The following is a 23,592-nucleotide window of genomic DNA, read 5'->3' as shown; positions in this document are numbered from 1 at the left end:
CGGGGTGAAGTGGCTTACGCGGCCGAGTTCCTGGGCTGGTTCTCCGAGCAGGTGCCGTCCCAGAGCGGCAATTACGGAACGGCGCCCGATGGTGACTACAGGATCATCACCACCTACCAGCCGGTGGGTCCGTCCTTGCTGATCAAGCCCTGGAATCTCCCCCTCGCCATGGGATCCCGGAAAATCGGAGCGGCCCTGGCCGCTGGCTGCACAGTGATCATCGAGCCGGCCTCGCAGACCCCGCTGACCATGCACCTCCTCGTGGAGGTCCTACGTTCGGTCGGGATCCCCGAGGGCGTGGTCAACCTCGTCACCACCAGCAGGTCCGGGGCCCAGTCCGCGGCCCTGATGAGCGACCGGCGCCCGCGCAAGGTCAGCTTCACCGGCTCCACCGGGTCGGAACGGCACTGCTGAAGCAAGCGGCGGACAACGTCATGGCATCTTCCATGGAGCTAGGCGGCAACGGCCCGTTTGCGGTCCTGTCGGACGCCGACGTCGAGGCGGCCGCGGAGGGGGCGGTCATCGCGAAGTTCCGTAATGCGGGCCAGACCTGCGTCACGGCGAACCGGATCATCGTTCACAAGGACGTGCTGCCTGCCTTCCGGGAGAGCTTCCTGAAGCGGGTGGCCGAACTCCGCGTTGGCGCCGGCACTGCCGCGGGCACCACCGTGGGTCCGCTCATCGACGCTAAGCAGCGCGGAGTGTTGAAACTCCTCGAAGCGGCCAAGGTCGAGGGGGCCAACGTTCTCGCCGGTGGGCATGCGCTCGACGGAGAAGGCTTCTTCATAGAGCCGACCGTCATCGACGGCGTGGCACCAGGATCGGCCATCGCCTGTGCAGAAATCTTCGGGCCTGTCGCGGTGCTCTATGCGGCGGATTCGGATGACGCCGCCACCGACCGGTTCGGTTCCGTGGACATTCTCGTGCTCAGCGGTCCCGGACCGGAGCCCGGAACCGCGGGTGGGCTCAGCAGCGTGGAGCTGGCGTCCGCGTTCGATCTTCTGGTCCGGCCCCAGCATGCACTGGTAAGCAGTTTCCTGCCGGGCATGCAGGAGCAGAAGTGGGGCCGGATTCTGGCCATCGGATCCAGCGGGGTGGTTGCTCCCCTGCCCAACCTGGCCTTGTCCAACACCGGCCGGACCGCCCTGGCCGGGTACCTGAAAACGCTGGCGGCGGAAGTGGCGGTGGATGCCGTACGTCACCGGGACGGCGCTCCGGTGCGACGGCGGTCTGGTCCGCAGCCTGTAGCACCTCAGCAACGCAAGAGGACGACGGCGGGAGAGTTTCCCGCCGTCGTCCTCTTCTCGTCCGCCCGACTGAATCGCAGTAGTTATCGTTATCGGGCCTCAAAACGACACCAGCGAGTCAGCTGGGACCCGGAACTTCCTGCCGGAATGCGACCAGCTTCTGCTCCTGCCGGCCCAGCTTTTCGATGGAGATTTCCATGCTGTCCCCTTCGCGCAAGTACGGGAACTTGCCGGAGAGCGCGACGCCCTTCGGCGTTCCGGTGTTGATGATGTCGCCCGGGTCCAGCACCAGGTACTGGGAAAGGTTCCAGATGATGTGGGCCACCGAGAAGATCATGTCCGAGGTGCTGGAGTCCTGCCTGGTCTCGCCGTTGACGGCGGATCGCAAGCGGAGCTGCTGCGGGTCGCCAATTTCCTCGGCGGGAACCAAGGCCGGGCCGAGAGGATTGAACGTGGCGCAGCACTTGCCCTTGGACCACTGCCCGGCCGAATGTTCCACCTGGTACGCCCGCTCGGAGACATCGTTGCTGACCGCATAGCCGGCCACGTAGTCCAGGGCCTCCTCGGGGGACGCGAGGTACGAGGCGCGCTTGCCGATGACGACGGCGAGTTCCACCTCCCAGTCCACCTTCTCTGCTCCGGGCGGGATCACGACGTGGTCGAAAGCCCCCACCACGGTGTTGGGGTGCTTGAAGAAGAGAATGGGAACCGACGGCGGGGCGTCACCGGATTCCGCAGCGTGGGCGGCGTAGTTCTGGCCGATGCACAGTACGGCTCCCGGCTTGGCGACGGGCGCGCCGATCCGCAGGGATCCGGCTCCTTCGAGTTCCGGCAACCCGGCTTTAAGGGCGGCGCGGGCTTTGGCGATGCCGTCGCCGCCCAGGAAATCGCCGTCGATGTCCGCGGTGATCGACCGCAGGTCAAAGTACTTTCCGTCCTCGGTGGCTACCGGGATTTCCAAGCCGGGTTCACCCAAGCGCATGAGTTCCATTTATAGGTTCCTTGTTCGCAGTTTTTTCAGTTGGCGGGGCGGTCAGTGCGTGTAAGGCCGCAGCTTTTCCAGGGCCGGGTTCAGCTCGACCCCGAAGCCCGGAGTTTCCGGCACCTTGAGTTTGCCGTTTACGGGGACCGGCTCACCGAGCAGCATCGGGGAGAACATGGGCACGACTTCCTCGGCGGTGGGATGCATCATGAGGAACTCGGCGAACGGGCTGTTGGTCCGGGTGACGACAAAATGGTACGAGTACACGGAAGATCCGTGCGGAATGACCAGTGCGCCGGCGGCATCGGCCATGGCCGAGATCTTGCTCAGCTCGGTGATGCCACCGCACCATCCGACGTCGGGCTGGATGATGTCGGCGCATTCCATGTCCAGGAGCAGCTTGAAGCCCCACCGGGTGGCCTCGTGTTCGCCGGTGGTCACCAGCATTTTCGGCGGGACCTGCTTCTTGAGCTTGGCGTAGCCCCAGTAGTCATCCGGGGGCAGCGCCTCTTCGATCCACTTCAGGCCGTATTCCGCCGCGCCATGGGCGAGCCGGGTGGCGTAGTCGAGGTCCAGGGACATCCAGCAATCCAGCATCAGCCAGAAGTCGTCGCCGACTTTCTCGCGCATGTCCCGGATCATCTCCAGATTCTTCCGGAGACCTTCTTCACCCTCGGCCGGGCCGTGGTGCAGCGGCATCTTGCCGCCAATAAAGCCAAGGTCCTTGGCGACGTCGGGACGGGCACCGGTGGCGTACATGGTCAGTTCGTCGCGGACCGGTCCGCCGAGGAGCGCGTAGACCGGTTCCTGCCGGATCTTGCCCAGCAGGTCGTAGAGTGCGAGGTCCACCGCGCTGATGGCGTTGAGGACCACGCCCTTGCGGCCGTAGAAAAGCGTGGACCGGTACATCTGGTCCCAGATCTTCTCGATGTCCGTGACGCGCGCGCCTTCGACGAACCGGGCCAGATGCTTCTCCACGATGAAGGCGCCCAGCTCGCCGGCGGTTGTGACGGCGAAACCGACGGTGCCGTCGTCGGCCTCGATCTCCACCACCAAGGTGCCGAGGACGTTGATCCCGAAGCTTTGGCGGGACTGACGGTATTCGGGGTAGACGGACATCGGCGTCGCGATGTGGTCATCGATCCAGTGGCCTGCGTCCTGGTCGTGGTAGTCGGCCCCGCCGCCGCGCAGCGTATAGGCGCGGACCTGACGGATGCGGTTTTCGATGCTCACTGGCTGTTCCTTGCTGAATCGATGCGGACCAATACTTTGCCGGCCGTACCGTCCGCGGCGGCGAGCCCGGTGAAGGCCGCGTCGGCGTCCTCCATGGAAACTTCACGGCTGATGAGTTCTGCCAGGGCCGGGGATCCCTGATCCACCCAGGCTGCTGCATCGCGGAAGTCCTGGTTGTTGTAGCAGAAGCTGCCCACGATCTCCCTTTCCTCCGTGGAAACACGGTAGGCGCTGAACGTCAACTCCGGCGAACCCATGCCGACCAGCGAGACGACGCCGCCGAACTTCGTGGCGTCGAGGGCACTGGCAATGGTGGGCTTAATGCCGACGGCGTCCACGGTGGTATCTGCGAGCGTGCCAAAAGCTGTCCGGACCTGCTGGTCCAGCGGAGCGGCGGTGGGATCGAGCGCGGTGGCGCCGAGCCGTTCGCACAGGGCGCGCCGGGCGGGATCCATTTCGGAGACGAGGACGTGGGCGGCGCCCTCCTGAAGTGCTGCCAGGATGACGGATTGCCCGATTGGGCCGCCGCCGATCACCAGGACCTTCTGGCCGGCGGCGATCCGTGCGCGGCGGACGGCGTGGAAGGCGACGGCAAGGGGCTCGATAAGGGCCCCGTACACAATGGGTGTTCCGGCGGACAGCACCACGACGTTGTCCGCGGGGACCGCCACTTGCTCGGCGAAGGCCGACACGATTGCCGGGTTCACTCCGATCACGGTCCGTTCCGGACAATGCTGCTGCTGCCCGGCCTTGCATGCCTCACAGGCGTTGCAGCTGATGAGCGGGTTGAAGGTGACAGGCTGGCCGACTGCGAAGCCGAATCGGTCTGTCCCTGTACCGAGGGCAGCGATGCGTCCCGCGGTCTCATGACCCATGACCTGGCCCGGCACGCGGCGCCCGTTCTCTCCGGTGTAGCCGTGAATGTCGGATCCGCAGATGCCGGTGGCAACCACGTCGATGAGGACCTCGCCGGGGCCAGCGGCGGGTTCTTCACGATCCGACACCACGAGCTGGCGGAAGTCTTTCAGTTCGAGTACTCGCATTAGTGCACCTTTTCGGCGATGGGCTGGGCCAGCGGAGTGCTGTCAGCGATCTTGCTGACCCGATGGCTGTTGAAGAGCAGGACGGCGCCGAGGAAGGCCGTAATGGCAAGCAGGAACAAACCGGCATTCGGACCGAAGGACGCCTCCGCCCAGGTCTTGGCTATGGGTGCCACGAAGCCACCCAGGCTTCCAATCGAGTTGATAAGTGCGATTCCGCCGGCAGCGGCGGCACCCACGAGCATCCCGGTGGGCAGTGTCCAGAACACAGGCTGTACCGAGATAAACCCGGCGGCACCCAGGGAGAGCGCGGCCAGTCCGATGGCCGGGTTGTCAGTGAGGGCCGATGCAAAGATGCCGACTGATGCTGCGGCGAGTGATGCGGTGGCCACGAGGCGGCGCTTCCCGGTCTTGTCTGCCAAGCGGCTGAGCAGGAACGTGGCGATTATTGCGATCCCCCACGGCACAGCGGTCATCAGTCCGACGCCGAGGCCCACTTTCGCGCCCACCAGCTTGGCGATCTGGGTGGGCAAGTAGAAAGTGACACCGTAGACGCTCATCTGGATGGTGAAGTAGATGAGGCAGAAGTAGAGGACCTTCGGGTTGGCCAGTGCGCGCAGGGCGCTCTTCGGGGAGTGGTCGGCCTTGACCTGGTCTTCAGCGTTGAGCGCCGCCACAAGGGTGGTCCGCTCACTGTCGTTGAGCCATTTGGCGTCCGTCGGGCCGTTGTCGAGGTAGGAGAAGGCCCAGATTCCGACTGCGACGGTCAGGGCGCCGGTGACGACGAACATCAGCTGCCAGCCCTGCAGCCCGCCCAGTCCGTCAAGGTCCAGGAGCATGCCGGAGAGGGGGCCGCCGAAGATGAAGGCGAGGGGCGCGCCGAAGTAGAACAGGCCGTTGACGCGGCCGCGGAACTGCGTGGGGATCCAGTAGGTCAGGTAAAGAATGACGCCGGGGAAGAAGCCGGCCTCGGTGATGCCCAGTAGCACGCGGAGGATGTAGAAGGCCCCTTCGGTCTGGGCGAACATCATCAGCGCCGAGACGATACCCCAGCTGATCATGATCCGCGCCAGCCAGATCTTGGCTCCTAGTTTGCGCATGAGGATGTTGCTGGGGACTTCCAGGGCAGCGTAGCCGAGGAAGAAGATGCCGGCTCCAAGTGCATAGGCGGCGTCCGCGAGGCCGGTGTCAGCCTGGAAGGCGGCCTTGGCGAAGCCAAGATTGGCACGATCAAGGAAGGCCAGGATGTACATCAGCAGAAGAACTGGAATGAGCCGGCGCGTAACGCGGCGGACAATCGGCGCCAGCGCTTCGCTGGTGGGAGCCGTCACTTGGTTGGACACTGTAACTCCTCGTTGAGTTCACGATTATGAATTGTTGTTCACAAATGTGAACAGCACGAGTATGGCACAGGCCACAAGGTGGTGGCAAGCATTCAATTTCGGGTTACGCGGAGCGTGCGGGAGCGGGGGCCGGCTCCGGGAATGATCCCGCCGCTGGGACCACAATGTCCGGTTCCCGCACTCCGAGCAGAGCGCGGATTTCCTGGGCTGCCGCCACGAGCGGTCGCAGGACGCTCCCCGGCCAGTCCGCGTCAGTCCGGGCGGTAGGCATTGTGACCGAGAGAGCGGCGTGCATGCCGCCTCCCGCCTCGCTGGTCAGCGGGACGGCGACACAGCGGCATCCATCAAGATATTCCTCGTCGTCGACCGCGAACCCGGTTGCTTTGGCAGCGGCCACCAGTTCCGCCAGTGCCGTGACGTCGGTGACCGTTTTATCGGTCAGCCGGGGCAGCGCCACCGAATCGAGGCGGCGCCTGGACTCGCCGGGTTCAAGCATGCTGAGCAAGGCCTTGCCGATCCCCGTTGCATGGGCCAGAAGGCGCATGCCAACCGAGGAGCCAAGCCGCATGCCGCCGGACGTCTGGCTGATGGCGATGTACACGTTCTCGACACCGTCGAGAAGCGCGAGCTGAACTGTCTCTCCCAGCGAAGCGGAGAGCCGGTCCATCACGGGCTTTGCGACGTTGGCCAGCGTCTGGTGGCCGGTATACAGCTGGCCTACCTGCCAGGCCCGAAGCCCCAGCGAATACTGTTTATTTGAGGTGCTGTGGTCCAGCCAGCCGGCGGCGCACAAGGTGCTCAGCAGCCCATGCGCGCTTGAGCGCGGCAGGTGAAGCCCTTCGAGGATTTCGGTGAAACTGGCCGAGCCCTTGCCCGCGACGAATTCGACCACGGTGAGCGCGCGGTCTGCGGATTTTACGGTCGGGTTGCCCCGATCTTCACTCATGTCTGCTCCCGGGGTCTGGGCGTCCAGCTCGAGGCTTAGCCTTGAGTGATGTGACGGACCTGTTCACATACTTGAATTGTAGGCGGGCGAGTCCCTCCCGTCGCTCCGGGACACAGACCCGCGCCGGGATGCCGGGCTACGAGGCCGGAGTTGCTAAGGACTCCGGCAGCTGACAATAACGCCATCCTTTACGCTGCCGGCGTCGAATTCCTGTCATGAACTACTACAGCCCGGCGGCGCAGGAACGGGTTCGGGACGCCGCATACGATGCAGTCGAGAAGGTCCTCAACAGCATGTTCGAGCCCCTGAGCCGGCATGCCCTCACCGCACGGTGGAACCAGGCCTGCGAGGCGATGGCGAAGCACCTTGAAGCGCAGGACAACGGCGACGAATGACGCGCTGGGCGGCAAGCACGTTGCGAGCCGCATCAGGACCTCCCGTCCCTTCAGTCCTGCAATTCGCCGCCGCGTAGAACTTCACGGCAAGATGTGAGCATGTCGCCCCGGCGCTGGGGTTCTTCGGCCGCCGCACCAGCTACGCCGTCGACGTGGCTCCGGGCCAGCCGGGGGAGCTGCTGCTCAAAGGCCCGCAGGTCTTCCAGGGCTACTGGAACAACCCGGAGGAAACCGCGAAGACCCTCACCTCTGATGGCTGGCTGCGCACCGGCGACGTCGTGACCGTGGACGGGACGGCTTCACCACCATCGTGGACCGGGCCAAGGAACTGATCATCACTGGCGGCTTCAACGTCTCGCCCACCGAAGTGGAGAGCGTGCTCCGCCTGCACCCCGATGTCCGGGACGCCGCGGTGATCGGCAAGTCGCTCGAACGCGGCGGCGAGATGGTGGCGGCCGCCGTCGAACTTGAACCGGACACCGAGCTGGACGAGGATGCCTTGCAGGCACACTGCCGCGAGCACCTCGCCGGCTACAAAGTCCCGAAGCGGATCGTGGCGATCGGGGACATGCCGTCACTGGACTCCCGCGCGTAAGGATGCGGGCTGGCGGCTGGCTTCAGGCACCCCAACTGACGGCTGACCGCGTCCGCCCTTATTGGCTCCGCTGGCCACTTGCCGGCCCTTTTTCAGCCGACGGCAATCCTCTTGCAGATCAACACAGCGGGCACGATGGCCAAGACGAGCAGGAGGCCGAGATGCCAGCTCTCGAGCCGACCTAGTTGGGAAATACCCCAACTCAGCAGGTACCAGAAAACGATAGTCAGGCCGATTCCCAGAACAGTCAGTAGAAGTCTGTGCATGTTTGCCCCCAAGTAATTGAACAAAAACACCGTCTACCGAGTTGCCGCAACCATACCGCCAGCTCTTGCTTCGGCACAGCCTCTGGACGTGCTCTCACGTTCAGGTTCTGAAAGGCGCGGAATGTCCTTGTCTCGCGGATGGGTTGCGTTCGGCGCTGCGCTCATGGCCGCACACAACCCATCCGTTCCTTGCCCTGCGGGTCGCCCCGGCCCCGTCGGGCGCAGCTGCGCGATGGTCCGCCGGCAGGCAAAACATGCTCCGGTACGTCAGACCCGCCCCGCCCGAGCGCAACGGAACGATCACCTCATGGGCACAGCAACCATGACCCGCATTGTCACCGGCGGCACCACGGAACCGGTGGCTGGCGTCCGGGCCGTCGAAGACGGGTTGTCGACACGGAATCCGGGCAGGCCTACCGTGGTCATATGAGTGACAATGCCGCTGATGGGGTCCTGGCCGGTGAAGGCGGTGACGGCTCATGAGCAGCGGCGGCAGCGCGTTCCGGCGCCGGGTGAAGCGGGCGGCTGAGCTCCGCGCCGTCCGGTCCGCCGGCAGCACGGCCCAGGAGCATGACGAGCTGACCGCGGCCGAGGAGGAACTCCGGCGGAAGCGTGCGAAGGTGGACGACGCCGCCAAGGCCGAATACCTGATCCGCGACGCCATGGCGCAGGGAAAATTCGACAACCTGAAGTACGCCGGCAAGCCCATCCCCGGGCTGGGGGAGGCGTATGACCCCGACTGGTGGGTCAAGGGCCTGCTGCAGCGCGAGAACATCACCGGGCTTGGCCCGAAGGCCATTCTGCTCCGGACCGAGGACGCCGGTCTGGACGCCCGGCTCGAGGCCCAGTTCAGCGAGAAACAAGTGCGGGACATTCTGGAGGACTTCAACGCACGCGTCGTCGATGCGAGGCGGCAGCTCCAGGGCGGGCCGCCGGTGGTCACGAAGACCCGGGACGTCGACGCCGAAGTGGAACGCTGGCGCGCGCGCCGGGCGGCGGCCGCCGCTGCGGCCCCGCCGGAGCCGGAGGCCCAACGCTCCTGGTGGCGCCGGCGGAAGACGACTTAGCGGCAAGGAATGACGCAATGCGGCGGCGGCGGATTGTCCGCCGCCGCCGCCGCCGCCGCATTGCGTCCCGGGTATTAGTAGGACGTGCCGCCGCCCAGGACCTGCCGGGGAAGGTCTGCGCGGGCAGTTGCCAGGTGACTGGCGGCCGCCTCCAGCATGTGCGACAGGTCGTTTGCGACCGCAACGAAGGTGAATCCCTCCTCCAGGCGGCGGGCAGCGTCCTCGCCGCTGCCGACGTAGATGCCGCTCGCAATACCCGCCGCCTCGGCAGCAGCCCGGATTCGTAAGAGTGCCGCTTCGAAGGCGGCGGCCGCATCGGGATCGCCAGGGAATCTCGCGCCCACGGCCAACGACAGATCGATGGGGCCGACAAACACGGCATCGAGCCCGCTGACCGCGCAGATTTCCTCGACCCCGGCGAGTCCCTGCGCGGTTTCGATCATGACGATCCGCAATATCTGCCCATCCCTTTGGGACAGTTCCCTACCGTCCGAGAGCTGCGTACGCATGGGTCCGAAGGACCGGTTGCCCTGGGGCGGGTACATCGACGCCCGCACGATTTCCGTTGCCTCGGCCGCGGAGTCGACCATCGGGACGATGATTCCGGACGCGCCGGCGTCGAGCGCCTGCCCGATGTACTCGGCACGCGCCGCCGGGACCCGGACGAAGCCGGCGGTGCCTGCTGCGCGGACCGGCCCGAGGCCTGCCAGCCAGCCGCGGAAGTCCGTAGCACCGTGTTGTCCGTCCAAGACGATGAAGTCGTAGCCGACGCCGGCAAGCTTCTCCGCCGCCAGCGCCGAGTCCAGCACGGACCAGTAGCCGACGGTCTGCTCCCGACCTCGGAGTTTGTGCACAGTTGATTCGCTCATTGGCGTTCCCTTTCGTTGTTGCCGCACCCTAGTCGACCTTCTTGACCGCAAAGATGGAGAACAGGCTGCCGAAGATTGCCATGCCGCGCATGAAGAACAAGCCAGTCACGTTGCTGCCGATGCTGGAGCTCCCGACCGGAACGGGGCCATTCAGTTGTGGGTGATCTGTGATTCTTGAAGCTACTGCCTCGGGGTGCCCGTCGGTCAGGGTCGTTTCAGATGTCTTTGAGTCCGTCAGGATGTCGGACAGTCGGATCTTCGCGGTGTAGAACGGCCTGCAGCGAATGACCACATGTCCGGCGACGACGTCGACGCAGACGCGCATGCTCAGGACCGGCCAGGTGAGAGCGATGACCCCCACCAGGAGCTAGGCGCCGGCCTCAGGGTGGTCGGCGTCGAAACCGGCCAACAGGCGCCGGGCGGCCGTGTCCATGTGCGAGCGCATTGCCGCCGTGACGGCAGCCTCGTCGTGTGACTCCAGCGCGCGGAAAATTTCCCAGTGTTCGGCGAGGGCCGCGGCCGCATGACCCTTCTCCGTCAAGGCCCGGTCAACCCAGATGCGCAGCAGTGAGCGGATGCTCTGGAGGAGTTCCTTGAGGACCTGGTTGCCCGAGCTGGTGGCGATTTCCCGGTGGAAGGCGGCGTCGGCCTCCACGAAGGCGCCCAGATCGTCGAGGCTGTGCTCCATCGTGGCGAGGTTGCCGCGCATGCCCTGCAGCGCCTCGTCGGTGATCCGCTGGGCCGCAAGCTGCCCGGCCTGCACCTCGAGGCCGCCGCGGAGTTCCACAAGCTCGCGGGTGCGCGGGGCGCCCAGCATGAGCCCCCAGCTGAGGGTGCGGGGCAGCAATTCGGAAATGCCGTCGCGAAGGTAGGTTCCGGAGCCGGGCCGGACGATGACGATTCCCAGGATCTCCAGGGCGGCCAGCGCCTCCCGGACCGCGGAGCGTCCCACACCGAGGGAGGCGGCGAGCTGGCGCTCCGCCGGCAGCCGGGTCCCGACGGCGATCTCGCCACTCGTGAAATAAGCCAGCAGGCGTTCCGCTACCTCGGACACCACCGAACCCTGCTCCATGGAACCGAGCGCAGCACTGATTTTGGCCGTCGAGGCGGCGGAGTTAGCGGGCACAGTCAAAGCCTAACAACCGGAGCCCACGGCAGGGCGCACTGGACTGCTTCAGAAATAAACATGTCAACCGGTTGACCAATTTCCCAAACGGTCTTATGGTGTTAATCACACGCTTAGTACCGGCCCGGCCAGCTTTCCCGAACTAGGCACAGAGACACATCCCAAGGCATCCAGCGCAGGAAGCCGCCGGGAGACCAACATCTAGGAGTCAATGTGGACACCACACAATCAGTGGTCGAAAGATCTGCAATCAGGAAAGTGGCAATCCGGCTGGTGCCGTTTGTCGCCCTCATGTTCTTCATCAACTATCTGGACCGCACGGCCATCTCCTTCGCAGGCCCCAACGGCATGAACGCGGACCTCGGCCTCTCGGCAGCCCAGTTCGGCTTTGCCTCGGGGGTCTTCTTCATCGGCTACATCCTGCTGGAGATTCCCAGCAACCTGGCACTGCATAAGTTCGGCGCCCGCCGCTGGCTCGCCCGCATCATGGTCAGCTGGGGCATCGTCTCCCTGCTGTTCACCTGGGTGGGAAGTGTGGAGCATCTCTATGTCCTGCGTTTTATCCTCGGTGTGGCCGAGGCCGGGTTCTTCCCCGGCGCCATCCTCTTCCTCAGCCTCTGGGTCCCTTCCCGGCACCGCAGCAAGATCCTGGCCCTGTTTTACTTGGCCCAGCCGCTGACCACCGTCATCGGAGCCCCGCTGGCCGGCCTCCTCATCCAGCAACACGGCCTCTTCGGCCTCGAAGGCTGGCGTGTCATGTACCTCGGTGTGGCCCTGCCGGCCATCATCGTCGGCATCATCGCCTGGTTCTACCTCGCTGATTCCCCGGCCAAGGCCAAATGGCTGACCCCGGACGAGAAGACCTGGCTGACCGGCGCCCTGGAGACAGAGAAGAAGGAGACTGCCGCCAGCAACAAGCACGTCAGCGTCCGCACAGTCTTCGGCAACGGCAAGGTCTGGATGCTGTCCGCCATCTACTTCGGCTTCATCTACGGCCTGTACGCGCTCGGTTTCTTCCTGCCCACCATCATCGCCGGATTCGAAGGCCTTTACGGCACCAAGTTCGACGTCTTCCAGAAGGGCCTCATCACCGCCATCCCGTACCTGCCCGCGGCCTTTGCCTTGTACTTCTGGTCCAAGGACGCCACGAAGCGCGGCGTCAAGACCTGGCACATCGCCCTGCCCGCCCTGATCGGCGGCCTGAGCATCCCCCTGGCCTTGTTCGCCGGGTCGCCGGCCGCGACCATCGCCGTCATCACCATCACGGCCATGTCCATCTTTGCCGCACTGCCCAATTTCTGGACGGTCCCCACCCAGTTCCTCACCGGAGCCGCAGCCGCGGCGGGCATCGCCCTGATCAATACCGTGGGCAACCTGGCGGGCTTCAGCGCCGGCTACGTCACCGGCTGGGTCAAGGACTTGACCGGTAGCTATACCGTCCCCATGTTCGTCGTCGGCGGCTTCATGCTCCTCTCCGCCGTCCTCATGGTGGTCCTGAGCCGCTCCGGCAAGGTGAGCGAAGGAGTGACCGCCGAGGCCCTGGACCCGGCAGGAGCCGGACACCACTCCGAGCCTTAACATCCCGGGGCGTCCCCCTCACCCGGGGGACGCCCCGCACCACCCCCCACCGACCCGCCGCAGACACGTCCGCCGCCCCCAGAACAATTTCCCTTAGTTAGCCTCTATATTTTCCGGGAGACACCGCATGACCCGCCTGTTCAATGAACCTTCAGCCTTCGCTGACGAAATGATCGAAGGCTTTGTTGCCTCCCACAGCCGCTGGGTCAAGCGCGTCTCCGGAGGCGTGGTCCGCAACACCCGCAGCACCCCTGACACCGTTGCCTTGGTGATCGGCGGCGGCTCCGGACACTACCCGGCGTTCGCCGGCCTGGTTGGCCAGGGCCTGGCCCACGGCGCCGCCATGGGCAACCTCTTCGCCTCCCCCTCGGCACAGCAGGTGTACAACGTGGCCAAGGCGGCCGACAACGGAGCCGGCGTCCTGCTCGGATACGGCAACTACGCCGGCGACGTCCTGCACTTCAACCAGGCCCAGGAACGGCTCCGCAAAGACGGCATCGACTGCCGCAGCATTGCGGTCACCGACGACGTCTCTTCCGCACCGCCGGCCGAACGGGCCAAGCGCCGCGGCATCGCCGGGGACCTCACGGTCTTCAAGGTGGCCGCCGCGGCAGCCGAGGCCGGCTACACCCTGGACCAGGTACAGGAGATCGCCGAGCGCGCCAACGACCGGACCCGCTCCTTCGGCGTAGCCTTCACCGGCTGTACCCTGCCCGGTGCCGACCACCCGCTCTTCTCCGTTCCGGAGGGCCGCATGGCTGTCGGCATGGGCATCCACGGTGAGCCCGGCATCGGGGAAACGGACATCCCGACGGCGGACGAACTCGCCGAATTGCTCGTGGCCAAGCTGCTGACCGAAATCCCCGAAAACGCCGGCACCGGCACCGGCACAGACACCGGCAGCACGCGGCGCGTTGTCCCCATCCTCAACGGCCTGGGCAGTGTCAAATACGAGGAACTCTTCGTCGTCTACCGCCGCGTGGCACAGCTCCTCGCCGAAGCCGGCCTGGAGGTTGTGGACCCGCAGGTGGGCGAACTGGTGACCAGCTTCGACATGGCGGGCACCTCGCTGACCCTCTTCTGGCTCGACGACGAACTGGAAACCCTGTGGACCGCTCCGGCTGATGCCCCGGCGTTCCGCCGCGGCGCCGTCACGGCGGAGGCGCTCGAAACCCCCGCCGGCGGACAGGATTCCGGCGATCTCGACGACGTCGCAACCGCCATTCCGGAGGCCACCGCGGAATCCCGGGCCGGGGCCGTCCGTGTACTGGATGTGCTGGGCGCGGCGAAGACCGTGGTGGACGCCAACGCCGATGAACTCGGCCGGATTGATGCCATCGCCGGCGACGGCGACCACGGCATCGGCATGGAACGCGGAGTCGGGGCGGCCGTCGCTGCCGCCGCAGACGCCGTCGCCCGCGGGGCCGGAGCCGCCACGACGCTCCACCTCGCAGGTGATGCCTGGGCAGACAAAGCCGGCGGCACTTCCGGTGCGCTGTGGGGCATGGCGCTGCGGGCCGTGGGCGACGCCCTGGGCGACTCCAAGGCTCCCGACGCCCGTGCTGTCACCGACGGCGTGGCCGGCGCTGCCGCCGCGGTCATGGAATTCGGCAAGGCAAAACCAGGCGACAAAACACTGGTGGACGTCCTGGTCCCGTTCCGCGACTCCCTCAGCGCAGGCGTCAACGCCGGCAAGTCGCTCGGCGACGCCTGGGCCGCGGCAGCCAGCGTGGCCGAGCAGGCGGCCGAAGGCACCGCCCGGCTGCTGCCGCTCATGGGACGCGCACGCCCCCATGCCGGGAAGAGCCTCGGCACCCCCGATGCCGGTGCCGTCTCCATGGCGCTGATCGTACGGGCAATTCACACCACCCTCATCGAGGGCACCCCCGCCGAGAACAACACAGTCAAGGAGAACGCATGAGCGCCAAGCTGCGCCTGGTTATCGGGGCCGACGACGCTGGATTCGACTACAAAGAGGCACTGAAAGCCGATCTCGAGGCCAGTGATCTCGTCGAATCCGTCCACGACGTGGGCGTGGATGCCACCAGCCACACGCCCTACCCCTCAGTGGCCATCGCGGCTGCCGAACTCATCGCCGCCGGCAACGCGGACCGCGCCCTGCTGATCTGCGGAACCGGACTGGGGGTCGCAATCGCCGCGAACAAGGTCCCCGGCATCCGGGCCGTCACGGCCCACGACAGCTATTCCGTGGAGCGTTCCGTCCTGAGCAACAACGCCCAGGTGCTCACCTTCGGCCAGCGTGTTGTAGGCCTGGAACTTGCCCGCCGGCTCGCCAAGGAATGGCTGGGCTACACGTTCGACGAATCCTCCGCTTCGGCCGGGAAAGTCACGCTGATTAAGGACTACGAAGGTGTCACTTCCTGCTAAGCGCAGCGCCCCCGGTTCCGTGCCGCCGAAGGCCATCGCCGAGGTCGGCGGTCGGTACGCGGAAGTAGGCCATGCCGAGAGGCGCCGCATCTTCGGCGACGACGACGACGTGATCGGACTGAAGACTGCCGCCGCCTACCGCAACGGGCTCGCGCCTGTCCTGTGCGTCGGAGAACCCGGCCGCGGGACGGCGGCGGACGCCGTCAGGTACTGCAGCCGCGAGATGGATGCGGTGCCGAACCGGGCCGAAAGCCTCGGCCAGTCCGGACGGACAATCGTCGGGTACGAACCGCAGTGGGCTATCGGCGCGGCCGAACCCGCCACGCCGTCCTTTATCAGCGATGTTATCCGGGGCCTTGATGCGCACCTTCGCAGCCGTCCCGGACAGCCCGACAGCCCGGTCATCTACGGCGGCAGCGCCGGACCCGGACTCATCCGACAGTTGGACTCCGGGGTGGCCGGGCTCTTCCTGGGCCGCTTCGCCCACAACCCGGCCGCCCTCAGGACCATCCTGGACGAGACCGCCGAACGGCTGGGGCTTCTGGCCCGGACAGGGGCGACGGCATGAGCATCAGCACCATAGGACTGAGCAGCTATGCCTTCTTCTGGCAGCTCTCGGAGAAGCTCTCGGAGCCCATCAGCCTCCACGAGGCGTTGGAGCGCACCGCGGGCCTCGGCGTGGACCTGTTCCAGATCTGCGACTACGCACCCCTCGAATCCATGAGCGAGGCGGAACTCGGAGACATCCGGGCCACCGCCGACTCGCTGGGAATCGCGCTGGAACTGGGCACCAAAGGCATCCGCCCGGATCACCTCCGGAAGTTTCTGCGGATTGCCCGCATCCTTGGCTCGCCGCTGCTGCGGACCATGTTCAACGTGCCGGGCCACTCTCCTTCCGCGGAGGAAGCTGCAGCGATCTTCACTGCTGTGCTGCCGGAGTTCGAGGCCGCCGGGGTGAAGATCGCCGTGGAAACCTACGAACAGGTTCCCACAGCCCGGATCCTGGACGTCATCCGCAGCGTGGACAGCCCCTTTCTGGGTATCTGCAGCGATCCCGCCAATACGGTCGCGGCCCTTGAGCTGCCCCGTGACGTGATTGAGGCCGTCGCGCCCTATGTCCTCAACATGCACATCAAAGACTTTGCGTTCAGCCGCAAGGAGGGGTGGGTCGGGTTCACATACGCCGGCGCGCCGCTCGGCGAGGGCCTTCTCGACTATGACTACATGGCCGGAAAGCTTCAGCCCAAAGAAAGAAACATCAACCAAATTGTCGAGCACTGGCTGCCGTGGCAGGACTCCGAAGAAGAGACCATCCGCCTCGAAAACCAGTGGACCCAGCAAAGCCTCGATTTCCTAAGGAGCAAGTGAAATGTCAGCAGAACAATTGACCGTCGCCATCATCGGGGCCGGAGGCAAAATGGGGCTGCGTGTTTCAGCCAACCTCCAGAAGAGCGCCCACACCGTCTTCTACAGCGAGAACTCGCCCGCCGGACAGGACCGCGTCCGCGCCGAAGGGCGCGAGATCAGCAGCACCGAGGACGCCATCAAGGACGCCGACGTCGTGATCCTCGCCGTCCCGGACACCGTACTGGGCGTCGTTTCCCAGGGTGTGGTTCCCCAGATGAAGTCCGGCGCCATCCTCCTCACGCTGGACCCCGCCGCCGCCTACGCCGGACTTTTGGCCAAGCGCGAGGACGTCGTCCAGGCCGTGGCGCACCCGTGCCACCCGTCCGTGTTCCTGGAACGCACCACCAAGGAGGAATGGGCCGATACCTTCGGCGGCCAGGGCGCCCCCCAGAACGTGGTCGCCGCCATCGACGAGGACGCCTCCGAGGAGAGCCGGGCCGCCGCCGAAGCCACCATCAAGGTCATCTACGCCCCCGTGATCGACGTCCACTGGGTCACCGTGAAGCAGCTTGCCATCCTGGAACCCACCCTCGTGGAGACCGTGGCCTGCATGATCGGCACCCTGCTGAACGAGGCACTTCACGAGACCGTACACACCGCCGGCGTCCCGGAGGAAGCAGCCAAGGCCATGCTTTTCGGCCACGTCCAGATCGCCCTCACCAACGCCCTGCGCGGCTCCAACCCGTTCTCCGAGGCCTGCGAAATCGCCATCCAGTACGGCAAGGACACCATCATCAAGGACGACTGGAAGAAGATCTTCGACGACTCCGAGCTGGACAGCGTGATCGCCAAGATGCTCAAGCTGGACTCCGTCAACCGCTGAGTTCCGACGCACCGACAACGGGCCGGGCGGCTCCCTGAGCGGCAGGCGCGGAAGAGGGCGACGGCGGGATGCTCCCGCCGTCGCCCTCTTTGCCACGTTGGCAAAGCCCGGAGCGTTCAGTAGGCAGCCCGGCCGCCGGGCCGGGCGGAGTCCCGCTTGGGCTCCTTCCGGGCGCGCAGCGCGTAGACACGCGCCCGTTCGCTCGAGAGGGCAAGGATCAGCAGGATGTCGAGCGTCAGCCCGGGGAGGTTGGACTGCAGTGTGATTCCCGGGCCGCCGTTGAGCACGTCGAGGGCCTGGAGGAAGATGGCCGACGCACTCAACGCCATTGCCGAGGTACGCGCCCAGTTCCGCCCCCGGAACACGAACCAGGCGAGCAGCAGCTCCGCCACCGCAAATACGAGCACCACCACGAGTGACGCGAGGAGCATGCCTTCCGCCTGGCCGACGGTGATTCCGGAACCGTTTTCTGATTGAAGCAGCGGTTCCAGATGCTCCTCCTGGAACAGGAAGATCGAGAGCGCCAGGAGGCCGGCGGCCACCGCCCGCGCACCGACGAGGGCCGCGCCGATGATCGTGGGGGCGGGCCGCTTGCTGCGGCTGTCGCTCGGGGGCCCGGCAGCGGATGTCCCGGGCGCGGTGGCCTTCCGGAGATCGACGATGGGAAGGTCGCCGTCGGTGGTGATTGTGTCGCCGCCGCCATTGCGGGAGTGGTAACCGGTCGAGAAATCGCGGATCACCCTGACTGCCGCCGCCGGATCGGCCCGGACGATGCTCGCAACAATGTGGTCGCGTTCGGCGTCAGTCCGCTCGTCGATCTTGTGGGTGATCTGCAGGGTGAAGAGCGAAAAGCCGACGCTGCGGTCGTAGGTTCCGGCGGCCAGCCAGTCCGCCGCCAGCCCGCCGGGGAGCAACCAGCCTGGCGGGCAGCGCCAGAAGCGCACGTGGTGGCGCTTTCCCGGGGTCCCGTCGACTTCCTGCTGGTAGGCGAAATCCTGCTGGCGGCCGAACAGGTACAACGGACTCACCGGGGCCTGGAGATAGCTGCGGCGAAGGACGGTTGCGGAGACTATTCTGCGGCTGCTGGCCAGCGTCAGGTCATCAGCCAGCGTCCATCCGCCGGCCCGCATCACGCCGTGCACCTGCGGCTCTGATCCCAGCAGGGCCACATTGACCGGATCGCCGAGCAGCCCGTCGCTGGTGCGCGCCCGCCCGATGAAGTAGTCCGGAACGTAGATGCGCGTCAGGATCCGGTGCAGCCGGGGGAGTACCAGATAGGCGAGGAGCGCCCAGAAGACGAACATGGACCAGAGCTGGGCCCAGCCCCACTGGAAGCTCTCCTGCAACAGCAGGGACGTCAGCCACACTGCCGAGACGCCACCGACCAGGAAGAACACTTTGTCCAGCATCGAGTAAGGAGTCTCGCCACTCACGGCGTGGACCTCAACCTCAACGTCGGGCCTGGTCATGACGGCCATATTACTAGGCTGTGACCGTCAGATGGTGCGGGGTGCCTTCTCATGTCCGGGCCAGCAGCAGCCGGGGCGGAGATATTTCATCGAGGCGATTCCTCGCCGCAGCTATCAGTGGCTCCCTGCCCTTTCACGATCCCGCGGACCAGCCGGAGCCCGGTCGGGCGCGTAGGGAAAAGCCGGCGGAAACAGCTGCCCAGGCGTCCGGCGTTCGGTGTCACGGTCGGAATAGGCATCGCGCATCGTGGTGAAAAGTCTCTGGGCCTCGTCTTTCAAGGCCTGGACATCAATACCGGGGATCCGGCCGTCTCGCATCACGAGGCGGCCGGCGACGACGGAATGCGTCGCCTGCCGGGCCGTTCCGCTCAGCAGCAGGGTTCGAATTGGATCGTCGATGACGCCGTCCCTGATGTCATCCAGAGCGAAGGCGACGAGATCAGCCTGAGCGCCGACTTCCAGCTTCCCAAGGTCCGGCCGGTCCAGAGCTCGGGCACCGCCTAGCGTTGCCGCTTCAAAGTAGTGCTCCGCCGGGGCCGCGTCCAGCTTGCCATCGATCAGCTTGGCCAGCTGCACGCCCGTGTCCATGCCTCGAATGAGGTCCGGCGGGAAGGAATCCGTTCCGAGGCACAGGTTGATTCCGGCGTCCCGGAAAGCGGCGAACGAGTCCAGGGCCATGCCATATCTGAGGGATGTGAGCGGGCAGTGGATGATGGTGACACGGGCGTCCGCCAAGGTCTGCAGATCGCCTCGATCGTCACCGTCCACGAGAGGGTTCCGGTCCACGAAGATCCCGTGCGGGATGAGCAGGCGCTCACGGATCAGTCCCGTCTGCTGCAGGAGCTGGAGAGGCGTCAGCCCGTACCAGCGCTGCAGCAGCTCCCGCTCCGTTGCGCCCTGAAGGCAGTGCAGCCGGACCAGCGCGTGCCGTTCATGGGCGATTGCAGCCGTAGCGCGCAGGAGATCGGCGGTGAGGGTTTCAATCCTGCACGGCAAGAGCACCCCGTTGACCAGCGGATCCGCCAGTTCCTCGGCGTGGTCCAGGAACCGCACGGCGTCGGCAAGCCCGGTGCGCCCCTGCTCCTCATCGAAGGCGACGTCCCGTTTCCCGTCGGGCCTGACGACGTTCACTCCGGAACGGTAGGCAGGGCCCAAGTAGCCGCGCAGCCCGATCTGCCGGGATGTTTCAGCCATCTCCGCGAGCTCTTCGAAACTTTCTGCCCAGGCGGAATGGATCTCCGAGGCTATGGGCATATACGTCGTGACGCCGTGCAGGGCCAGCTGCACCAAGGCGTATTTCCGGATGGTTTGCCGCTCCTGCGCGGTGAAGACGTCCGCGCGGCGGTTGCGGAAATAGTCTTCGGACCATTGCAGGCCATTGGCCCGGTCCGCGGACGCCCACGAATCGATCAGCAGGTGATCAATGTCGGTGAGTGCGTCAAGATCGATCAATCCCGGGGTGATGAGGGAGCGGCCCAGATCAAACGACTCGTCCGCCGGACCCTCGTAGTCCGGCCCGACGTACACAATGCGACTGTCCTCATAGACAACGTCACCGTTGCGGATGAGAACGTGCTGACCGGCTTCATGCCCGAGCACGAATTCCGCGCTGAATCTGGTGCGCAAACCAACCTCCGATTCGATGATCCGGGCGGACCTCAGTCGGACCGCACAAACAAAACCATAGCGGTTTTGGTATACCGACGCTAGAGCGGGACTTTGACGGACGTCGAGAGTGCCCGGCTAAAAACCCTCCGAAGAGCCAAAATAAAAAGTGATTTACATCTCGACACGGCTCACCTATTCTATTTTGGTATACAAAACGGCTCCTAGCAGGATGCACCTCCACCACCCCGCCCCAGCTACCGCCTCGTACCGGCGGAAGACCTTCCCCACAAGGACAGTTACCCCATGGCGTCAGAAACCCAGCTCATCGATCAAACCCCTGGCCCGGTCCAGGAACAACAGATCACCCGCCGTCACTGGTGGACGGTCGTGGCCGTTTCCTTGCTTGTCTCAGTGGCGGCGGTCTTGATCGGCACCCATAAGTTCCAGCTTGGGCCGGCCCCCGTGGTGCTCTTCCCCATCATCTGGGCCGTGGTCCTCGGTGGAATCCTCGGAACCCAGCGAGTCCGGCGTGTTTCCGGTGCAAGCCGCGCCGTTGCCACGCTGCTCCTGGAGATTGGCATCATCCTCTTCCTCGCCAGGCTCGGCACCCAGATCGGGCCTTCCCTGGCGAAACTCACCGAGCTGGGCCCGGCGATCCTCCTTCAGGAAGTGGGTCATATCTTCGGCACCGTCATCCTGGCGCTGCCGGTTGCCGTGGCCCTGGGGCTGGGCCGCGTGGCGGTCGGAGCCACGTGGTCCATCGACCGCGAGTCGTTCCTCGCCTATGCCATACAGCGGTTCGGCGTCCGGTCCGGGGAGTATAGGGGCGTCTTCTCGGTGTGGCTTCTCGGCAGCCTGTTCGGCGCCGTGTTCATCTCCCTCCTGGCAGGTTTCCTTGGCGGACTGAATATCTTCGATCCGCGCGCGCTCGCCCTGGGGCTTGGCCTCGGCTCAGCATCGATGATGCTTGGAGGCGTCGGGGCACTGTCCCTGCTGTACCCGGACCAGGCCGGCGAAATCATGGCACTGGCCGCGTTGTCCAACCTTGTCACCAACATCGTGGGCTTCTATGCGGGAGTATTCCTGTCCCTGCCGCTGTGCCGCCGCCTCTACGCGTTCTGGAGCCGTCTCTTCGGAAGGGATGACGACGGCGCGTCCACCCGCCGGGTCCGCAACACGGCGGCGGCGCCCGCCCAAACGCGGCTTGCCCCTCCGGTGGCAGTGGACGTCGATCCGCCCCTCAGGGTGACCCGGGTGACCGCGATTCTCGCCTATGCGGTCACCGGAGCATCGGCTCTTTTGATGAACTTCGTCGGGACAAAGAGCGTCACGTGGAATGACGCCCTTGGCGTGGCCGTGCTGGTGCTGCTGACCGGCCTGTCATTCCGCCTCGCCCGGTTGCTGCCTTCGGTGCCATCCAGCGTGTGGGTACTGACCTTAACCACCGTGCTTTCGGCGCCGTTCCTGCCCACTGCGGGGCTCATCGCGGGTCTCACCCAGCACCTGGACGTCATCCTCATAGGGCTGCCGGCACTGACACTGATCGGGCTCACCGTTGGCAGGGACATCAAGGCGCTGAAGTCCCTGAGCTGGAAGATCGTCGTCGTCGCCCTCCTGACCTACAGTGCCTCCTTTGTTGCGGCGGCCGCACTGGGCCAGTTTGCGCTCGGCGGCTAGCGAGGCTGCCGCGGAAAACCGCCGTCGCCCCTCTGCGCGCCTGACACTCAGACTGCTTTGGTATCCCAAAATGAGTCTGAGACGCGCGTCGTCCCCCGTCTTCTTCCGCTCAAGTCCACTCCCAACCCCAGGATGAGTATTCTTGGTATACCAAATAAGTCAGGAGACGACTGTGGAAAAAACCGCCAAGCGCCCACGGGGCGGTCCGGAACCCGGGCGGGAGCCAAGGCCGCATTGACCCTTATCGCTTTGACCCTCGTTTCCATCAACCTTCGGCCGGCGATTACGACCATTGCCGGATCCATGGGCCAGCTGGAAGAAGGGCTCGGGGTGGCTGCTCAGACGCTCCCGCTCCTGGCGGCGCTTCCGGTGCTTGCCTTCGGGATTTCCGCACCATGCGGGCCGTGGCTCGCCCGGCGGCTGGGCGCGGGGAGGGCCGTCGCTCTTGCGATGCTGCTGCTTGCCGTGGCACTGACCGCCCGTGTGCTGGTACCTGCCCTCATGCTCCCCGGGACTTTCCTTGCGGGGATGGCCATCATGACGGCAAGCGTGCTGTTGCCCCAGATCGTCAAAGCCAATCGGGGCTCGGGCTGGTGGACTGGTCTGTGCAGCATGGGCTTCGGTCTCGGGGCGGCGTTGGGAGCCGGGCTGATTCAGCCGCTGCAACGCGTCCTGGGAGGAAACCTGGCGGGGGCGCTTGCGGTGTGGGCTGTTCCGGCGCTGCTGGGCGCGGTACTCATCCTGCGTCAGGGGGTCGGTCCGCCGGCACTGGTGGAGCCTGCCGTCTCCGCTCACGCGTCGTGCTCCTCCGCTGGCGGCCTGCCGGCGGGCACCCCGGGGCGCACCCGTGCCTCACGGCCGCTGCGGCAGCAGGCAACCGCCTGGGCAGTGACAGCGTTCTTCGGCCTGCAGGCGATGCTGTACTTCGCCGTGACCTCGTGGCTTACGGTCTACCTTGTCTCGAGAGGCCTGACAACCGGCGACGCCGCCGCACTCCTTGCCTGGTACAGCGTGGCAGGCCTCCCCTCCAGCCTGCTGGCACCGGTTCTGGCGAGCCGGCCGGCGATCCTCAAGGTCATGGCGCCCGGCTTGGGGCTGCTGGTGGCGGCCGCGTTGCTCGGTGTCCTGACGGGCCCGGCTGAGCTGCAGTTCCTTCTGGTGGGTGTTCTGGGCGTCGCCCAGAGCGCTGGATTCGGCCTTGCCGTTGCGCTCGTCGTGCTCCGATCGTCAGGACCCCAGGCCGCCGGGAGGCTTTCGGCGATGAGCCAGGGCCTGGGGTTTGCCCTCGCCTCGCTGGGGCCCTTGGGCGCTGCGCTGCTGCATGATCTGACGGGCGGTTGGGAGGCAACGTTCTGGGCCCTGGCCGGCGAAGCCGGGCTGCTGGCGCTGGCAGGATACTTCGCAGCGAAGGGGCCGATGGTGTCCGTCGACGCAAGGGACGTACCGGCCGCGGACGCCCAGCCGGCCGGCGTCGGAAGCTGAGCCGGGTAGAAGACACGCAAAGGAAAAGTGGCAGGTCCCTCGAGCGGAGGG

Annotated in this window: 21 protein-coding genes and 2 pseudogenes; 13 read left to right on the top strand and 10 right to left on the bottom strand. The window is 65.8% G+C overall.

The window, feature by feature from the left end; translation table 11 throughout:
- Positions 1-9 precede the first annotated feature (9 nt).
- A pseudogene (locus ACQCSU_RS08655) lies at positions 10-1,139 on the top strand (aldehyde dehydrogenase family protein); the annotation flags it as partial.
- A 226-nt stretch (positions 1,140-1,365) separates the two neighbouring features.
- Here the strand turns inward: ACQCSU_RS08655 and ACQCSU_RS08650 are convergent.
- The 5 genes from ACQCSU_RS08650 to ACQCSU_RS08630 all read right to left on the bottom strand — a co-directional run bounded on the left by ACQCSU_RS08650 (position 1,366) and on the right by ACQCSU_RS08630 (position 6,791).
- Positions 1,366-2,238 (bottom strand): fumarylacetoacetate hydrolase family protein, encoded by an 873-nt coding sequence (locus tag ACQCSU_RS08650; RefSeq protein ID WP_426979331.1) that lies wholly within the window; start codon positions 2,236-2,238, stop codon positions 1,366-1,368.
- Positions 2,239-2,280: 42 nt separating this feature from the next.
- Positions 2,281-3,462, bottom strand: coding sequence for an L-rhamnonate dehydratase (gene rhmD, locus ACQCSU_RS08645; RefSeq protein ID WP_426979330.1), 1,182 nt, complete (start codon positions 3,460-3,462; stop codon positions 2,281-2,283).
- Positions 3,459-4,505 carry a zinc-dependent alcohol dehydrogenase gene (locus tag ACQCSU_RS08640; RefSeq protein WP_426979329.1) on the bottom strand — a complete coding sequence of 349 codons (1,047 nt, stop codon included), beginning with the start codon at positions 4,503-4,505 and terminating at the stop codon, positions 3,459-3,461. The genes rhmD and ACQCSU_RS08640 overlap by 4 nt, the downstream gene beginning before the upstream one ends.
- Positions 4,505-5,845 (bottom strand): MFS transporter, encoded by a 1,341-nt coding sequence (locus ACQCSU_RS08635; protein ID WP_426979328.1) that lies wholly within the window; start codon positions 5,843-5,845, stop codon positions 4,505-4,507. Before ACQCSU_RS08635 ends, ACQCSU_RS08640 begins: the two co-directional genes overlap by 1 nt.
- A 103-nt stretch (positions 5,846-5,948) precedes the next feature.
- The gene (locus tag ACQCSU_RS08630) at positions 5,949-6,791 is read right to left on the bottom strand and encodes an IclR family transcriptional regulator (protein ID WP_426979327.1); all 843 of its coding nucleotides are present in this window, start codon (positions 6,789-6,791) and stop codon (positions 5,949-5,951) included.
- 215 nt (positions 6,792-7,006) lie between these two features.
- Between ACQCSU_RS08630 and ACQCSU_RS08625 the strand changes: the two genes are divergently transcribed.
- The 4 genes and pseudogenes from ACQCSU_RS08625 (at position 7,007) to ACQCSU_RS08610 (ending at position 9,114) form a co-directional block, all read left to right on the top strand.
- Positions 7,007-7,186, top strand: a complete 180-nt coding sequence (locus ACQCSU_RS08625) for a hypothetical protein (protein ID WP_354241802.1) — start codon at positions 7,007-7,009, stop codon at positions 7,184-7,186.
- A gap of 146 nt (positions 7,187-7,332) precedes the next feature.
- A pseudogene (locus ACQCSU_RS08620) lies at positions 7,333-7,781 on the top strand (AMP-binding enzyme); the annotation flags it as partial.
- 573 nt (positions 7,782-8,354) lie between these two features.
- The gene (locus tag ACQCSU_RS08615) at positions 8,355-8,477 is read left to right on the top strand and encodes a hypothetical protein (protein ID WP_426979326.1); all 123 of its coding nucleotides are present in this window, start codon (positions 8,355-8,357) and stop codon (positions 8,475-8,477) included.
- Positions 8,478-8,526: 49 nt separating this feature from the next.
- On the top strand, positions 8,527-9,114 hold the full coding sequence (locus ACQCSU_RS08610) for a DUF1992 domain-containing protein (protein ID WP_426979325.1): 588 nt from the start codon (positions 8,527-8,529) through the stop codon (positions 9,112-9,114).
- A 74-nt stretch (positions 9,115-9,188) separates the two neighbouring features.
- On the opposite strand, the gene ACQCSU_RS08605 is transcribed toward ACQCSU_RS08610, so the two are convergent.
- Genes ACQCSU_RS08605 through ACQCSU_RS08595 form a run of 3 tightly spaced genes read right to left on the bottom strand, consistent with a single transcriptional unit; the run spans position 9,189 to position 11,109 of the window.
- The gene (locus tag ACQCSU_RS08605) at positions 9,189-9,983 is read right to left on the bottom strand and encodes an HpcH/HpaI aldolase family protein (RefSeq protein WP_426979324.1); all 795 of its coding nucleotides are present in this window, start codon (positions 9,981-9,983) and stop codon (positions 9,189-9,191) included.
- Positions 9,984-10,011: 28 nt separating this feature from the next.
- Complete coding sequence (locus tag ACQCSU_RS08600) at positions 10,012-10,344, bottom strand: hypothetical protein (protein ID WP_426979323.1); 333 nt, start codon at positions 10,342-10,344, stop codon at positions 10,012-10,014.
- Between the two features lie 6 nt (positions 10,345-10,350).
- Positions 10,351-11,109 (bottom strand): FadR/GntR family transcriptional regulator, encoded by a 759-nt coding sequence (locus ACQCSU_RS08595; protein ID WP_426979322.1) that lies wholly within the window; start codon positions 11,107-11,109, stop codon positions 10,351-10,353.
- Positions 11,110-11,322: 213 nt separating this feature from the next.
- On the opposite strand from ACQCSU_RS08595, the gene ACQCSU_RS08590 reads away from it, so the two are divergent.
- From ACQCSU_RS08590 to ACQCSU_RS08565, 6 genes are all read left to right on the top strand, one after another.
- Positions 11,323-12,687, top strand: coding sequence for an MFS transporter (locus tag ACQCSU_RS08590; protein WP_426979321.1), 1,365 nt, complete (start codon positions 11,323-11,325; stop codon positions 12,685-12,687).
- Between the two features lie 127 nt (positions 12,688-12,814).
- Positions 12,815-14,608: a dihydroxyacetone kinase family protein gene (locus ACQCSU_RS08585; protein WP_426979320.1), complete on the top strand. Its 1,794-nt coding sequence runs from the start codon at positions 12,815-12,817 to the stop codon at positions 14,606-14,608.
- Positions 14,605-15,075: a ribose-5-phosphate isomerase gene (locus ACQCSU_RS08580; protein ID WP_426979319.1), complete on the top strand. Its 471-nt coding sequence runs from the start codon at positions 14,605-14,607 to the stop codon at positions 15,073-15,075. Before ACQCSU_RS08585 ends, ACQCSU_RS08580 begins: the two co-directional genes overlap by 4 nt.
- Positions 15,059-15,643: a triose-phosphate isomerase gene (locus ACQCSU_RS08575; RefSeq protein ID WP_426979318.1), complete on the top strand. Its 585-nt coding sequence runs from the start codon at positions 15,059-15,061 to the stop codon at positions 15,641-15,643. The genes ACQCSU_RS08580 and ACQCSU_RS08575 overlap by 17 nt, the downstream gene beginning before the upstream one ends.
- Positions 15,640-16,443: a sugar phosphate isomerase/epimerase family protein gene (locus tag ACQCSU_RS08570; RefSeq protein ID WP_426979317.1), complete on the top strand. Its 804-nt coding sequence runs from the start codon at positions 15,640-15,642 to the stop codon at positions 16,441-16,443. Before ACQCSU_RS08575 ends, ACQCSU_RS08570 begins: the two co-directional genes overlap by 4 nt.
- 1 nt (position 16,444) lies before the next feature.
- Entirely contained in the window at positions 16,445-17,305 is an 861-nt protein-coding gene (locus ACQCSU_RS08565) for a phosphogluconate dehydrogenase C-terminal domain-containing protein (protein WP_426979316.1), read from the top strand.
- Positions 17,306-17,421: 116 nt separating this feature from the next.
- Here the strand turns inward: ACQCSU_RS08565 and ACQCSU_RS08560 are convergent, their stop codons facing one another.
- Positions 17,422-18,774 (bottom strand): LssY C-terminal domain-containing protein, encoded by a 1,353-nt coding sequence (locus ACQCSU_RS08560; protein WP_426979315.1) that lies wholly within the window; start codon positions 18,772-18,774, stop codon positions 17,422-17,424.
- A gap of 114 nt (positions 18,775-18,888) precedes the next feature.
- Positions 18,889-20,400 (bottom strand): chlorohydrolase family protein, encoded by a 1,512-nt coding sequence (locus tag ACQCSU_RS08555; RefSeq protein WP_426979314.1) that lies wholly within the window; start codon positions 20,398-20,400, stop codon positions 18,889-18,891.
- 285 nt (positions 20,401-20,685) lie between these two features.
- On the opposite strand from ACQCSU_RS08555, the gene ACQCSU_RS08550 reads away from it, so the two are divergent.
- Entirely contained in the window at positions 20,686-22,059 is a 1,374-nt protein-coding gene (locus tag ACQCSU_RS08550; RefSeq protein WP_426979313.1) for a DUF3100 domain-containing protein, read from the top strand.
- Positions 22,060-22,293: 234 nt separating this feature from the next.
- Complete coding sequence (locus tag ACQCSU_RS08545) at positions 22,294-23,541, top strand: MFS transporter (protein WP_426979312.1); 1,248 nt, start codon at positions 22,294-22,296, stop codon at positions 23,539-23,541.
- Positions 23,542-23,592: the final 51 nt, after the last annotated feature.

Origin of the sequence: Pseudarthrobacter sp. O4 (genome assembly GCF_050157025.1) — a bacterium.
Taxonomy (GTDB): Bacteria; Actinomycetota; Actinomycetes; order Actinomycetales; family Micrococcaceae; genus Arthrobacter.
The sequence above is the reverse complement of the archived record's forward strand: the minus strand, read 5'-3'. Positions and strand labels throughout refer to the sequence as shown.